5 protein-coding genes are annotated in these 14,184 nt (G+C 75.8%); all 5 read right to left on the bottom strand.

Annotated elements, in window-relative coordinates:
- On the bottom strand, positions 1-8,898 hold an 8,898-nt coding region (locus AB0D01_RS34360), incomplete at its 3' end, for an amino acid adenylation domain-containing protein (RefSeq protein WP_363062308.1).
- A gap of 212 nt (positions 8,899-9,110) precedes the next feature.
- Entirely contained in the window at positions 9,111-10,508 is a 1,398-nt protein-coding gene (gene entS / locus AB0D01_RS34355) for an enterobactin transporter EntS (protein ID WP_363062306.1), read from the bottom strand.
- A gap of 33 nt (positions 10,509-10,541) precedes the next feature.
- Positions 10,542-10,817 carry a phosphopantetheine-binding protein gene (locus AB0D01_RS34350; RefSeq protein ID WP_363062304.1) on the bottom strand — a complete coding sequence of 92 codons (276 nt, stop codon included), beginning with the start codon at positions 10,815-10,817 and terminating at the stop codon, positions 10,542-10,544.
- A 199-nt stretch (positions 10,818-11,016) separates the two neighbouring features.
- On the bottom strand, positions 11,017-11,229 hold the full coding sequence (locus tag AB0D01_RS34345) for an MbtH family protein (RefSeq protein WP_363062302.1): 213 nt from the start codon (positions 11,227-11,229) through the stop codon (positions 11,017-11,019).
- Between the two features lie 98 nt (positions 11,230-11,327).
- Positions 11,328-14,183, bottom strand: a complete 2,856-nt coding sequence (locus tag AB0D01_RS34340) for a condensation domain-containing protein (protein ID WP_363062300.1) — start codon at positions 14,181-14,183, stop codon at positions 11,328-11,330.
- Between the last annotated feature and the right edge of the window lies 1 nt (position 14,184).

The following is a 14,184-nucleotide window of genomic DNA, read 5'->3' as shown; positions in this document are numbered from 1 at the left end:
TCCGTAGGGGTTGGCGGTGAAGCGTTCGGCGGTGAGGGCGGGTTGTGCGGTGTATCCGCGGGCGAGTTGGGTGCCGGCGAGGTGGAGTTCGCCGGGGACGCCGGGGGGTACGGGGCGCAGGTGGTGGTCGAGGACGTAGAGCTGGGTGTTCCAGACGGGAGAACCGATCGAGGCGGAGGGCCTGCCCTGGGCCGCGTTCGCCGCGGTCGCGGAACCGGCGGTGACGTCGACGGCCGCCTCGGTGGGCCCGTAGAGGTTCTCCAGGGCCACCGGTGAGGCACCGGCGGAGGTGTGGAATCGGGTGGTGAGTTCGGTGGGGAGGGCTTCGCCGCTGCAGGCGACGAGGCGGAGGGTGGGGCAGGTCGCGATCTCGGTTTCGGCGAGGAAGGCGGCGAGCATGGAGGGGACGAAGTGCAGGACGGTGACGTGCTGTTCGCGGATGAGGTTCGCGAGGTAGTCGGGGTCCTTGTGTCCTTCGGGTCGGGCGATGACCAGGGGGACGGCTTCGGCGAGGGGCCAGAAGAACTCCCAGACGGAGACGTCGAATCCGGCGGGGGTCTTCTGCAGGACGCGGTCGCCTGAGGTCAGTCGGTAGGCGTGTTGCATCCACTGGACGCGGTTGACGATGGCCTCGTGTTCGACCATGACGCCCTTGGGGCGGCCGGTGGAGCCGGAGGTGAAGATGACGTAGGCGGGGTGGCGGGGCAGCAACGGCGCCGTCCGCTCCGCGTCCGTCACCGCGAGCCCCGACAGCCCGGCGAGCTCCGCCGCCACCCGCGGCGCGTCCAACGCCACCGTCTGCGTCCAGGTCACCTCCGTGACCGCGTCGAGCGAGGCCAGATCCGTCAGCACGCACACCGGGGCGGCGGTGAGGACCATGTGGGCGAGGCGTTCGGTCGGCAGGGTGGTGTCGAGGGGGAGGTAGGCGCCGCCGGCGCGGACGACGGCGTGGAGGGCGACGACGAGGTCGAAGGAGCGGGGCAGGGCCACGCCGACCACCGATTCGGGGCCGACGCCGCGGCCGATGAGCAGGCGTGCCAGTCGGTTGACCCGGTCCTCGAACTCGGTGCGTGAGAGTTCGTCGCCTTCGAAGACCAGGGCGGTGCCGTCCGGGTCGCGGCGTGAGCCGGCGGCCATGAGGGCGTCCAGGGTCATGGGGGGCAGCGGACGCGCGGTGTCGTTCCAGCCGTGCAGGACGAGCTCGCGCTCGGCCTCGCCCATCACCTCGACCCGCGAGACCCGCACCCCCGGATCGGCGACCACGGCGGTCAGCACGCGCACGAGACGGTGGGTCAGGGCCCACACCGTCTCCTCGTCGAACAGGTCGACGGCGTAGCGCACCCCGCAGGTCATCCCCGCCGAGGCCTCGTCCCGCTCGGACGGGGTCCGGCGGAAGAGGATCTCCAGGTCGAACTTGGCCGCGCCGGCCGCCGGCGCGACCTCCTCGGCGGGGATCCCGGCGAACCCACCGGTCGCCGCTCCGGCGGGACCGGAGCCGCCCTCGTAGGCCACCATCGTCTGGAACAGGGGGTGACGGGCGAGCGAGCGCTCCGGGTTGACGGCCTCCACGACCGAGTCGAAGGGCAGGTCGGCGTGGTCCAGCGCCGCCGTGACCGTCGCGGCCGTGCGCTCCAGCAGCTCCGTGAAGGTGGGCGCGCCGGACAGGTCCGCCCGCAGGACGACCGTGTTGACGAAGAAGCCCACCAGCCGGTCGAGGGCCTCGTCACCGCGCCCGGCGACCGGGCTGCCGAGGGGGATGTCCTCGCCCGCGCCCAGCCGGTGCAGCAACGCGGCCACCGCGGCCGTGACCACCGTGAACACCGTCGTCCCCGTCGAGCGGGCCAGGGCGTCCAGCCCCTCGACCAGCGCCGCCGGCAGCCGCGTCTCCACCGTCGCACCGCGGTGCGAGGGGACCGCCGGACGCGGCCGGTCCGCCGGAACGCTCAGCTCCTGCGGCAGCCCGGCCAGGGCCTCCCGCCAGTACCCGGACTGCCGGTGGGCGAGCGAGCCCTCCCGCCCCGGCTCGCCGAGCAGCTCGCGCTGCCACAGCGCGTAGTCGGCGTACTGCACCGGCAGCGGGGCGAAGTCCGGCGCACCGCCGGCCAGCCGGGCCGCGTAGGCCCGGCCCAGGTCGTCCAGCAGCGGGCCGGCCGACCACTCGTCGGTGGCGATGTGGTGCACCAGCAGGACCAGCGTCCAGCCCTGTGCGCCGGCGTCCAGCAGGGTCACCCGCAGTGGCGGCTCCGCCCCGAGGTCGAACGGCCGCCCCGCGGCCTCCTCCGTCCGCTCGGCCAGTTCCCCGGCCGGCACCCGGACCAGGTGGAAGGGCACCACGGCCGCCCCGGGCTCCAGCACCCGCTGGTACGGGCCGCTCGCGTCCTCGGCGAACGCGGTGCGCAGCGACTCGTGCCGGGCCACCACGTCCGCGACCGCCGCCCGCAGCGCGGCCGGGTCCACAGCGCCGCGCAGCCGCAGCACGTGCGGGATGTTGTAGGTCGCGTTGGGTCCCTCCAGGCGGTGCAGGAACCACAGTCGGGCCTGGGCGTACGACAGCGGCAGTCGCTCGGGCCGCGCGGCCGCCACCAGGGCCGGGCGCACGGTCGACCCGCGCCCGTCCACACGGGCCGCCAGGGCGGCGACCGTACGGGCCTCGAACACGTCCCGCACCGAGCAGTCGTCGCCGGCCGCGCGGAGGCGGGCCACCACCCGGGTGGCCAGCAGCGAGTGTCCGCCGAGCCGGAAGAAGTCGGCGTCGGCGCCGACGGACGCCAGCCCCAGGGCCTCCGCGAACACCGCGGCGACCCGTTCCTCGGCCGCACCGCGCGGCGCGCGGCCCACGAGCTCCTCGCCCGCCGCCGGGGCGGGCAGGGCCGCCCGGTCCAGCTTGCCGCTGATCGTCGTCGGCAGCTCCGCCAGGCCCACCACGGCCGCCGGGACCATGTGCTCCGGCAGCAGCGGCGCCAACCGCTCGCGGATCGCCGCCGGGTCGGCGGTGCCGGTCACGTAACCGACCAGCCGCGCGCCGCCGGCCACGTCCTCCCGTACCACCACCGCGGCCGCGGAGACCCCGGGCAGGGCGGACAACGCGGACTCCACCTCGCCGAGTTCCACGCGGAAGCCGCGGATCTTCACCTGGTCGTCGGAGCGGCCCAGGAACTCCAGCAGGCCGTCGGCCCGCCACCGGGCCAGGTCGCCCGTCCGGTACATGCGCTCGCCCGGCCCGCCGAACGGGTCGGCGACGAACCGCTCCGAGGTCAGCGCCGCGCGCCCCAGGTAGCCGCGGGCGTTCTGCGTTCCCGACAGGTACAGCTCACCGGGCACCCCGACGGGCAGCGGACGCAGCCGGGAGTCCAGGACGTGGGCCCGCGCGTTGTCCAGGGGCCGTCCCACGACCGGGGTGGGGCAGTCGCCCACCCGCGCGACGAGCGCGTCCACCGTGAACTCGGTCGGTCCGTAGTAGTTGACCACCTCGACGTCGGGCAGCTCCCGCAGTTCCGTCCACAGCGCGGCGGGCACCGCCTCGCCGCCCAGGAGGAACAGCGCCGGCCGCCACGGACCGGCCAGCAGACCGGCGTCGACCAGCCGGCGCCCGTACGAGGGCGTCACGTCCAGCGCGTCGATCTCCGCGGCGCGCACGTACGCCACGACCGCCTCGGCGTCGCGCCGTTCGAACTCGTCCAGCACGTGCAGCTCGTGGCCGGCGACCAGCCACAGCAACTGCTCCCAGGAGGAGTCGAAGGAGAAGGAGGCGGTGTGCAGGGCCCGCACCCGGCGGCCCGACCGCGCGGCGACGGGCAGGTACAGCTCCCGCTCGTGGTCGCGGAACAGGGCGGTCAGGCCGGCGTGCCGCAGCACCACGCCCTTCGGGCGTCCGGTGGAGCCCGAGGTGTAGATCACGTACGCGGCGTTCTCGGGGTCCACCGCCACGTCCGGCCCCGGCACGGCCGCGGCGAGCCGGGCCTCGGTCAGCGGATCGTCCAGGACCACCGCGGGGGTGCCCGGGACGAGGTCCGCCACCGCGCGGGTGGTCACCGCGCACACCGGGGAGGCGTCCTCCAGCATGAACGCCAGCCGCTCGGCGGGGTGGTCGAGGTCGAGCGGCAGGTAGGCGCCGCCCGCCTTGAGGACGGCGAGCACGGCCACCACGGCGTCGGCGGAACGCGGCACCGCGAGGGCCACCACGGAATCCGGACCGACGCCCTCGGCGACCAGTACGGCGGCCAGCCGGCCCGCCCGCTCCGCGAGCCCGGCGAAGGTCAGCCGGTCCTCGCCGGCCACGACGGCGACGGCGTCCGGGGTCAGGGCGGCCCGCTCCGCGAACACCTCGGCGACGTTCGCCGCCGGCACCGCGCGGTCCGTGGCGTTCCAACGGGCCATCATCGCCCGCTCGTCGGCGTCGCGCAGCTCCCAGGCCGATACCGGGCGCGAGGGATCGGCGACCGCCTCGGCCAGGGTCCGCAGCAGCCGGTCGGTGAAGGTCTCCACGGTCGCCCGGTCGAACAGGCCGGTGGAGTAGAAGACCTCCAGCTCCAGGTCCTCGCTGTGCGCCGCGTCGGCGAAGGTGATGTCCAGGTCGAACTTGGTCACCCCGGGGTCCACCCGGTCCACCCGCGTGGGCAGGCCGAAGAGGGTGCGGACGTCCTGGGTCACCGTGCTGTAGGAGACCATCGTCTGGAAGAGCGGGTGACGGGCGAGCGTGCGCTCCGGGTTGACGGCCTCCACCACCTGCTCGAAGGGGAGGTCGGCGTGGTCCAGGGCGGCCAGGTCGGCGCCGCGGACGCGCTCCAGCAGTTCACCGAAGGACGGGTCGCCGGACAGGTCGGTGCGCAGCACCAGCGTGTTGACGAAGAAGCCGACCAGATCGTCCAGGGCGCTGTCCGAACGACCGGCGACCGGGCTGCCGAGCACGATGTCCTCGCCGGCGCCGAGCCGGTGCAGCAGCGCGGCCACGGCGGCGTGCACCACCATGAACACACTGGTGCCGCTCTCCCGGGCCAGCCGCCGTACGCCGAGGGCCAGCTCGCGCGGGACCTCGCGGTACAGCAGGGCCCCGGCGTGCGCGGCCACCGCCGGACGCGGCCGGTCGGCGGTCAGTCCCGCCTCCTCGGGCAGCGCGGCGAGCGCCTCCCGCCAGTACGCGGCCTGCCGCGCGGCGAGGGAACCGGGCTCCTCCACGGCGCCCAGCAGGTCGCGCTGCCACAGCGCGAAGTCGGCGTACTGGACCGGGAGGGGGGCGAAGAGCGGTTCCTCGCCCGCGCACCGGGCCTCGTACGCCCGCTCCAGGTCGCGCAGGAACGGGCCCATGGACCACTCGTCGCTCGCGATGTGGTGCAGCAGGACCACGAGCGCGTCGCCACCGCCCTCGTGGTCGCGCAGCAGGGTGACGCGCAGCGGCGCCTCGGCCTTCAGGTCGAAGAGGTGCGCGAGGGCCGCCGTCACCGCCTCGTCGAGACGCCCGTCGGCCACCTCGACGACCCGCAGCCGCACCCCGGCCTCCGCCGGGTCGACCACGCGCTGGTACGGGACGCCGTCGTGCTCCCCGTACACCGTCCGCAGGGCCTCGTGGCGGGTGGCGACGTCGGCGAGCGCCGCGTCCAGGGCGCCCGCGTCGAGCGTTCCGTCGAAGCGCACCGCGAAGGGGATGTTGTAGGTGGTCGCGGGTCCCTCGACCTGGTCGAGGAACCACAACCGGCGCTGCGCGTACGACAGCGGCAGCGGATCGGGCCGTACGCCGGCCACGGGCGCCGTGCGGCCGGCGGACGTGCGTCCGGCGAGCCGGGCGGCGAGACCGGCGACGGTGCGGGCCTCGAACACGTCGCGGATGCCGCACTCGGCGCCGAGGGCGGTCCGCAGCCGGGCGATCACCCGGGCGGCCAGCAGGGAGTGTCCGCCCAGGGAGAAGAAGTCGTCGTCGCCGCCGACCGAGGCCAGCCCCAGCACCTCCGCGAAGACCCCCGCGACGATCTCCTCGTGGGCGCCGCGCGCGGCACGCCCGCCGCCGGAGAGACCGGAGAGGTCGGGGGCGGGCAGCGCGCGCCGGTCGACCTTGCCGTTCGCGGTCAGCGGGAAGGCGTCGAGCGCCACCACCGCCGACGGGACCATGTACTCCGGCAGCACCTCGGCCGCGGCCGCGCGCAGGGCCGCCGGCTCGGGGGCGGGGCCGTCGGCGGAGGGGGTGACGTAGCCGACCAGGGCGGGGAAGCCCGGCAGGTCCTCGCGGACCAGCACCACGGCCCGGCCCACGCCCGGCGCGGCCATGAGGGCCGCCTCGATCTCGCCGAGTTCGATGCGGAAGCCGCGCAGCTTGACCTGGTCGTCGACCCGGCCGAGGAACTCGATGCGGCCGTCCGCGCCGCGCCGGGCCAGGTCGCCCGTCCGGTACATGCGCTCGCCGGGCTCCCCGTGGGGGTCGGCGACGAACCGTTCGGAGGTCAGCGCCGGACGGCCCAGGTAGCCGCGGGCCAACTGGGACCCGCTCAGGTACAGCTCGCCGGGGCGGCCGGGGGCCACCGGGCGCAGGGCGGAGTCCAGGACGTAGGCGCGGGTGTTCCAGAACGGCAGGCCGATGTCCGGGACTCCCGTGTGCGCCGGGTCGAGGTCGGCGGAGGTGGCCCAGACGGTGACCTCGGTGGGGCCGTAGACGTTGGTGACGGACAGGGCGGTACGGGCCAGGCGCTCGGCGAGCGCGGCGGGCAGCGCCTCGCCGCCGACCAGGACGCGCGTGCCGTCCAGGGAGGTGGGGCGCCCGTCCTCCAGCAGCGCGTGCCACAGGGAAGGGGTGGCCTGCATGACGGCCGGCCGGTGCGCGTCGACGAGGGCGGCCAGCGCGGCCGGGTCGCGGACGGTGTCGCGGTCGGCGAGGACCACCGTCGCCCCGCACAGCAGCGGGGTGTGGATCTCCAGCGCGGCGATGTCGAAGGCGATGGTGGTGACGGCGACGAGCCGGTCGCCGGGCACGAGTTCGAGGACGTCGGCCTGCATGTGCAGGAAGTTGGCGAGCGCCGCGTGGCCGATCACCACGCCCTTGGGACGGCCGGTCGAGCCGGAGGTGTAGATCACGTAGGCCGGCTGGTCCGCGGCGGGCGGCGCGGGCGCCGGGGCGGCGGTGTCCACGTCGGCCAGCGCGGCCAGGGTGTCGGGGGCGTCCAGCACCACGACCTCCACGCCCGGTACGTCGGGGGCGAGCGCGGCCTGCTCCAGGGTGGTCAACACGCAGACGGGACGGGCGTCCTCGACCATGTACGCGAGTCGCTCGGCCGGGTAGTCCAGGTCCAGGGGGAGGTAGGCGCCGCCGGCCCGCCAGACCGCGAGCAGGGCCACCACCAGGTCGGCCGTACGGGGCAGGGCCAGTCCGACGATGCCCTCGGGGCCCACGCCGCGGTCGGCCAGCACCCGGGCGAGCCGGGCCGCCCGGTCGTCGAGGCCCGCGTAGTCGAGGGTGACCCCTCCGGCGACGACGGCGGGCAGCTCCGGGTGGCGGCGGGCCTGCGCGGCGAACGCCTCGACGACCGTGCCCGCGGGCAGGGCGTGCGCGGTCGCGTTCCCCGTGCGCAGGGCGCGCTCCAGGGCCTCGGGCTCCAGCAGGTCGTGCAGGCCGACGGGGGCCTGCGGTCCCGCCGCGGCGGCGGCGCGCAGGAAGCGGGCGAACTCGTGGCAGCGCGCGCCGAGCGAGTCGGCGTCGTAGGCCAGGGGGTTGCCGTCGAACTCGAACCGGATCCGTCCCTCGGCGGCGTCGTGGTAGACGCCCAGGGTGAGGTCCTCGACGGGGCCGGCGGCGACGTTGTGCACGGTGCCCGGGGAGCCGGCGAAGTCGAGGTCGTTGTCGAAGGCCTTGACGTTCACCATGGGGCCGAGCAGCCCCTGCGCCCGGCCGGACAGGCCCAGTTCGCGGCGGATGTCCTCGGCGCGGTAGCGCTGGTGGCGGCGCAGGTCCCGGATCCCGGCGGCGACCTCGCCGACCAGTTCCGCCAGTTCCGCCCCCGGGTGGACCGCCACGCGCAGCGGCAGCACGTTGACGACCATCGCCGGCACCTTGAGCGCGGCCGAACCGAGCCGGGCCATGGCCGGCAGCGAGAGGAGCACGTCCCGGGTGCCGGTGGCCCGGTGCAGGAAGGCCGCGAAGGCGGCCGTCATCACGTCGGCCCAACTGGCGCGCGCGGCGCGGGCGATGTCGAGCAGTCCGGTGGTCTCCTCCACGGAGAGGGTGGCCCCGTCGCGCAGGAAGGCGTGGGCGGCGGGGAGCGAGGCGCCGCTCAGCGGCTCCGGCTCCGGGCAGTCCGCCAGCCGCTCCAGCCAGTAGGCGCGGTCCGCCTCGAACCGCTCGGAGGAGCGGTACTCCCGCTCCTCGTCGGTCACCACGCTCAGCCCGCCGAAGGGGTTCGGCGCGGGCTGCTCGCCGGCGACCAGCGCGCTGTACACCTCGGCCGTACGGCGGGAGAGCAGGGAGAAGCCGAAGGCGTCGAGGGCGATGTGGTGGGCGCGCTGGTACCAGAGCGTGCGGTCCGGGCCGACCCGGTGCAGGGAGAAGACGTACAGCGGATCGCGCAGCGGGTCCACGGGGGTCGCCATGTCCCGGTGCATGAGGGAGAGCGCCACGCCGACCGGGTCCTCCTGGCCCGTGTGGTCGAGGGTCGCCACGATCGGGCCGGCGGCCGGGCCCGGCCACACCGTCTGGTACGGGACGCCGTCCGCGTCCTCGCCGAACCGGGTGGTCAGCGCCTCGGTCTCGGCGACGGTCCACCGCAGGGCGGTGACGAACAGGTCCGGGTCCAGCGCGCCGTTGATCTCGACGTACTGGCCCACGTTGTAGACCGGGGACTCGGGGTCGAGCCGCTGTCCGTACCAGACACCGGTCTGGGCCCCGGTGAGGGGCAGGCGCTGGGAGGGTCGGTCGCTCATGGGGATCGTGCTCCAGGGTTCGGCGACGGCAGGGCGTGTCGGCCTCGGGGCGGAAGGCCGGCGGGGCGGGCGGCCCGGAGGGCGGGCAGGCCGGGGGCCCGAGGGGCGGGATGCCTCGGGACGGGGGCGAGAGGGTGGTGCTCGGTGCTCGGTGCTCGGTGCTCGGTGCTCGGTGCTCGGTGCTCGGTGCTCGGGCCCCGAGCAGGCGGGGGTCAGCGCTCGGCGGGGCGGGGCGCGGGGTCCTCGGCGGGGTCGGAGGCGGTGCGGGGTGCGCCGGGGTGCTCGGCGTCGCGTTCGGCGGCCCCCGCGTCCCGGGTCCCGTCGCGGTCCCCGTCCCCGTCTCCCTGCCCGTCCTCGTCTTCGAGGGGCAGCGTGGCCCGGCGGAGGCCGGGTACGGCCACGGCCACGGCGACGGCCGCGACGGCGCAGACGGCGCCGTTCAACACGGCCGCTCCGGCCGGGCTGAACCAGCGTGCGACGGCGGCCACCTCGGCGTCCCCGACGACGCCGCCCGTGGTGCCCTGGGCGGTGATGACGCTGACGATGCGGCCGCGCAGCCGGTCCGGCGTGCTGTGCTGGACGAGGGCGTACTCCAGGATCTCGTACACCGTGCCGGCGGCTCCGCCGACGGCCAGCATCACGAAGGCGACGGCGACGTTGCCGCTGAGGCCGAAGCCGATGGTGGCGAGGCCCCCGGTGAAGGCGGCGGCGAGCAGCATCCGCCCGGGGCGGGCGGTGCGCGACAGCCACCCGCTGGTGGCCGACACCAGGACGGCGCCGACGGCCGGGGCGGTGTACAGCAGGCCCAGCATGACCTCGTCGCCGTGGAACTGACGGTCGACCATCTCGGGGAAGAGCACGACGGGGACGTTGAACACGGCGACGACGCCGCCGAGGAGCACGAGCCCGCCGACCACACGGTTGCGCAGCGCGTACTTGAACGCCACCAGCGGCGATCCGCTGTCCTTCCCGTAGTCCTCGTCCTCGTCGTCGTCCGCGCCGATGCCGGGGGGCAGCGGGCGGATGCGGGAGATGAGGAGGGTGGTGACGGCCGTGGTGACGGCTGCGAAGGAGTAGACGGGGCCGGGGCCCCAGGCGGCGAGCAGCAGGCCGCCGAGGAACGGGGCGCTGATGGAGCCGATCTCGCCGGTGAGGGAGATCAGGGCGCCGGCCGCGGGGAGTTGGTCGGGGCGGACCAGGGTCGGCGCGACGGCCATCAGCGCGGTCACGCTGACGCCCGTGGCGAGGCCGTCCCAGGCGACGCACACGTAGATCGCCCACAGGGAGGGATCGGGCAGCATGGCGTTCACGGCGAGGCCGGCGAAGGCCAGGGCGGCCGCGCCGCGCGCGCAGACGATGAGCCGCTTGCGGTCGGTGCGGTCGGCCATCACGCCGCCCCACAGCGATCCGAGGAGCACCGTCACGCTCATGATCATGCTGGTGACGGCCACATCGAACGTCGACCGGGTCATCGCGTAGACCTGTGCGGACAGCGCCACGGTGGCCATGCCGAGGCCGAAGAGGGAGACCACCCGCGCGGTGAAGATGGCCCGGAAGTCGGGGCTCGTGCGCAGGGGGTCGATGTCGATGAGGAGGTCACGCAGGGGCACGGGGGGCTCCGTTGACGGCAGGTGGGTCGCGGGTCAGGCGGTGGGGGACAGGAGCGCGGCCCATTCGCGCAGGGTCGGGCGCTCGGCGAGGTCGACGAAGCTGATCCGTGCGCCTTCGGCGCGCCATCTCTCCACGAGGGTCATCAGCCGTATGGAGTCGAGCCCCTGGTCGATGAGGTCTTCGTCCGGGGAGATGTCGGAGGGCTCCACGTAGAGGACCTCGGCCACGTCGTGGACGAGCCGGTCGAGGTCGAGGGACCCGGGGGTGAGCGGGAGGGCGGAGGGGCCTGAGGCGGCGGTGTCGGGCATGGGTGCTTCCTTCGTCCGGAAAGGCGTGGCGAGGATACTTAGGTAAGCCTAACCTAAGTTATTGATCACGGAAGCCGCCGGCGCCCCCGATTCCTCGTCGGGGAGGTCCCCGACGAGGCGGGAGCGGTGCGGGAGTTGCCGGGGCCGGTGACGATGCGCCGGCCCCGGTGTCGCGCGGGGCGCGCCGGCGGGCGCCGGATCAGCCCTGGGTGGCGATCAGGCTCGCGGGGCGCATGTCGGTCCAGTGGGCGTCGGTGTACGCGGCGCACCCGGCGCGGGTGTCCTCGCCGTGCGCGACGGTCCAGCCGGCCGGGACGGCGGCGAACGCGGGCCACAGGGAGTGCTGGTTCTCGGTGTTCACCAGCACGAAGTAGCGCGCGTCGTCGTCCTCGAAGGGGTTGGTGGTGGACATGGCTGATCTCCTTGGTGACGGGGTGGAACGGTGGTGGGGGATCGGTGGTTCGGTGAAGGCGCCCTCGGCGAGGACGCCTTCGGTGTGACGGGGGTGGTTCAGGAGCCGGCGTCGCCGGAGCGCGCGTCGCCTTCGGGCTCGGACGGGCGGGCCGACAGCGCGCGGACGGTGGCGGTGGCCTCCTCGGCCAGTTCCCGGGCCTCGGCGGCCCCGAAGAGCCGGTCCGACCAGCGCCAGCGCAGCGTGAGCGCGGTGCTCCCGTCCGGCATCGCCTCCGCGTACGCGGTGACCTCCAGCGGCCCCGTCAGGGGGAGCGGCGTGTCCGTGGGCTCCAGGGCCCGCCACTCGGAGGCGGGGGCGGGGCCCCAGCCCCCGGAGCCCGGGGCGGCCCGCAGCACGTTCCGGCGCCGGTAGCGGATCCCGCAGCGCGGCAGGTCCGCGAGGCGGCCCGCGGTCTGGGGGTTGAGGTGACGCAACTGGTCGAGCCCCCGGCCCCGGTCGGGGACCGCGGCCAGCTCGCGCACGACGCGCCCGTACGTCTCCCCGGGGCCGGTCGGCGCGGACGGGCCGCAGGCGTCGAGCGCGAGGCGCAGCAGGTGCGCGGAGGTGAGCCTGCCCGCCGTGCGCGGGGCCGCCTCCGGGCGGGGCAGCTCCAGGTCGACGAGCAGTCCGGTGCCGTCGTGCAGCCGGGGCCTGCCGTTCGCGAGCCGGGCCAGCGCCGTAAGGAGCAGGGCGTCGACGGCGTGTCCGTCGCCGGGTTCCGGACGGGATCCGGGCCCGGAGGGGGCCGGCGGCAGCGTCAGCAGGGTGGTCACGAGGTGGCCGCCCTCGGTGGCCGCCCAGGCCCTGCCGGCCGGAGCGGCGGCGAGCGTCCGCCAGTGCGGCAGCTCCCGTGCCCGGTCCGTGGACTGGGCCTCGGCGCTCAGTCGCGCCGCCCAGTCGACGAGGCCTCCGGCCGGGGCCATCCGGGCGTCGGCGGCGGCTTCCCCGTAGGCGAACTCCTCGTACAGCGGGACCAGTTCGTCGGTCAGGGCCTGCCAGGTGACATCGTCCACGGACAGCTCGTGCCCCAGCAACAGCAGGCGGCCCTCCTCGCGCGGACCGGCGTCGAACCAGACCGCGCGCAGCACGGTGGCCGTACGGGGATCCAGCGCCTCGGCGGCGGTCCGCGCCGCGGCCGCGACCAGGCGGTCGCGTTCCTCCCGCGGGCGCCCGGCGACGCCGATCCGGCGCAGGGTGGCGGGATCGGTGACCGCCGGGGCCGAGACGGCCGGTCGGATCTCCTGGGTCCACACCCCCTCGGTGCGGTGCAGCGCGAGCCGCAGCGCCGGATGCCGCCGGGCCAGGGCCGCGAGGGCCTGGCGCAGCGGAGCCGCCCGCAGCCCGGCGGGGACCCTCAGCAGCACCGACTCGTGCAGGCGCTCCACGGCGCAGCGCGCCTCGCGCAGCCGGTGCGCGGAGGGCAGCAGGGGCAGGGTGCCCGTCTCGGTGTCGTGTCCCGGTCCGCCGGGTCGGGTGCCCGTCGGGGCGCCGACCGCGCGAGGCACGGCGGACGCGTCCGGCGCACGGTGCGCGGACGGCGCGGCGGCGGGCCGGCGCAGTACCTCGCCGAGGGGACGGCCGGGTTCCCGGGCCAGGGCCACCAGGGCTCCCGCGCAGGCGTCGGCGTGCCGGGCCAGCGCATCCGCGTCGTACAGCGCCGGGTTCGCGTCGAAGTCCAGGCGCAGCCGTCCGTCGGGAAGCCCGGCCGCCGAGACGGACAGGTCGTCCACGGGCCCGGAGGCCAGGGTGACCACGTGCCCGCGGGTCCCGGCGAAGTCCAGCTCGGTCTCGAAGGGCCGCAGGTTGATCAGGGGGCCGGGGACGCGGGTGCCCGGCAGCGCCGGCCACAGGGCCTTGGCCAGTTCCTCGCCCCGGACCCGCTGGTGGCCGCGCAGGAAGGTCAGTTCGGCCGCCGCGCGGCCCAGCAGGGTGCGGAAGGTGTCCTCGGGCCCGACCGGGATCCGTGCCGGCAGGACGTTGACGGCCATCCCGGGCACGCGAAGGGTGCCGGGGGCGGTGCGGGCCGTGGCGAAGAGGGCGAGGGTGGCCTCCTTGGCCCCCGTCCGTTCGGTCAGGTGGACGGCGGTCGCGGCGACCACCGCCTCGCCCCAGGTCACCCCGGCCGTACGGGCGGCGGCGGAGACGGCCGCGCCGTCGGCGCGGCCGAGCACGACGGTCCGCCGCAGGGCGGTGTCGCCGGCGGGGGCCGTGCGGCCCGAGGGCCAGACGGGGTCCGGCAGGTCGGCGTAACGTTCCTGCCAGGCCGCCAGCTCGGTGGCGTGCGCGGCCGACGCGGCGTAGGCGCTCTCGGCGTCCGCGAGGACCGACACCGGGGCGAACGGCGACGGGGTCACCGGCGTGCGGCCGACCAGGGCCGTGTAGCGCTCGGCGATGCGCCGGCTGAGCAGGGCCACGCCGTAGCCGTCGACGACGAGCTGGTGGAAGTACTGCACGAGCAGGTGGTGCCGGGGTCCGGCGGTGACCAGCACCGCGCCCGCGAGATCGGGCACCGCGTCCGGCCGCACCGGGTCGACCAGCAGCTCCAGCCGGGGCGGGCAGGCGAGTTGGCGTCGTACGAGGTCCACGGCGGCGGCCACCGGATCGGCGGCTCCCGAGGTGTCCAGGCGGGGCAGCCTGCGCACCCCGGTCCGGGCCGGCGCCGGCGCCTGACGGTAGCGACCGGCCTCGCTGGTCACGCTGAAGCGCAGCCAGGGGGCCTCGTCGAAGGTCCGGCTGACGGCCTCGTCCAGGGCCTCGACGTCGAGCGGGCCCACCAGTTCGATGTACTGGCCGACGTTGTGGCCGGCGTACGAGGGGGCCGCGGTCTGCGCGGCGAGCACGTGGGCCTGGGCCGCGGTCAGGTTGACGGCGGGCGGCGCGGCGGGGGCCAGGGGGGTCTGCGTGGGGGACACC

This window comes from Streptomyces sp. NPDC048606, from assembly GCF_040650855.1.
Lineage (GTDB): Bacteria > Actinomycetota > Actinomycetes > Streptomycetales > Streptomycetaceae > Streptomyces.
Note: the sequence above shows the minus strand (reverse complement) of the source record. Positions and strands in the feature narration are given on the sequence as shown.

What these genes read in the sequence shown, in the direction of transcription:
- AB0D01_RS34350 (WP_363062304.1), bottom strand. Translation starts at nt 10,817, where the DNA reads ATGCCCGACACCGCCGCCTCAGGCCCCTCCGCCCTCCCGCTCACCCCC.
- AB0D01_RS34345 (WP_363062302.1), bottom strand. Translation starts at nt 11,229, where the DNA reads ATGTCCACCACCAACCCCTTCGAGGACGACGACGCGCGCTACTTCGTG.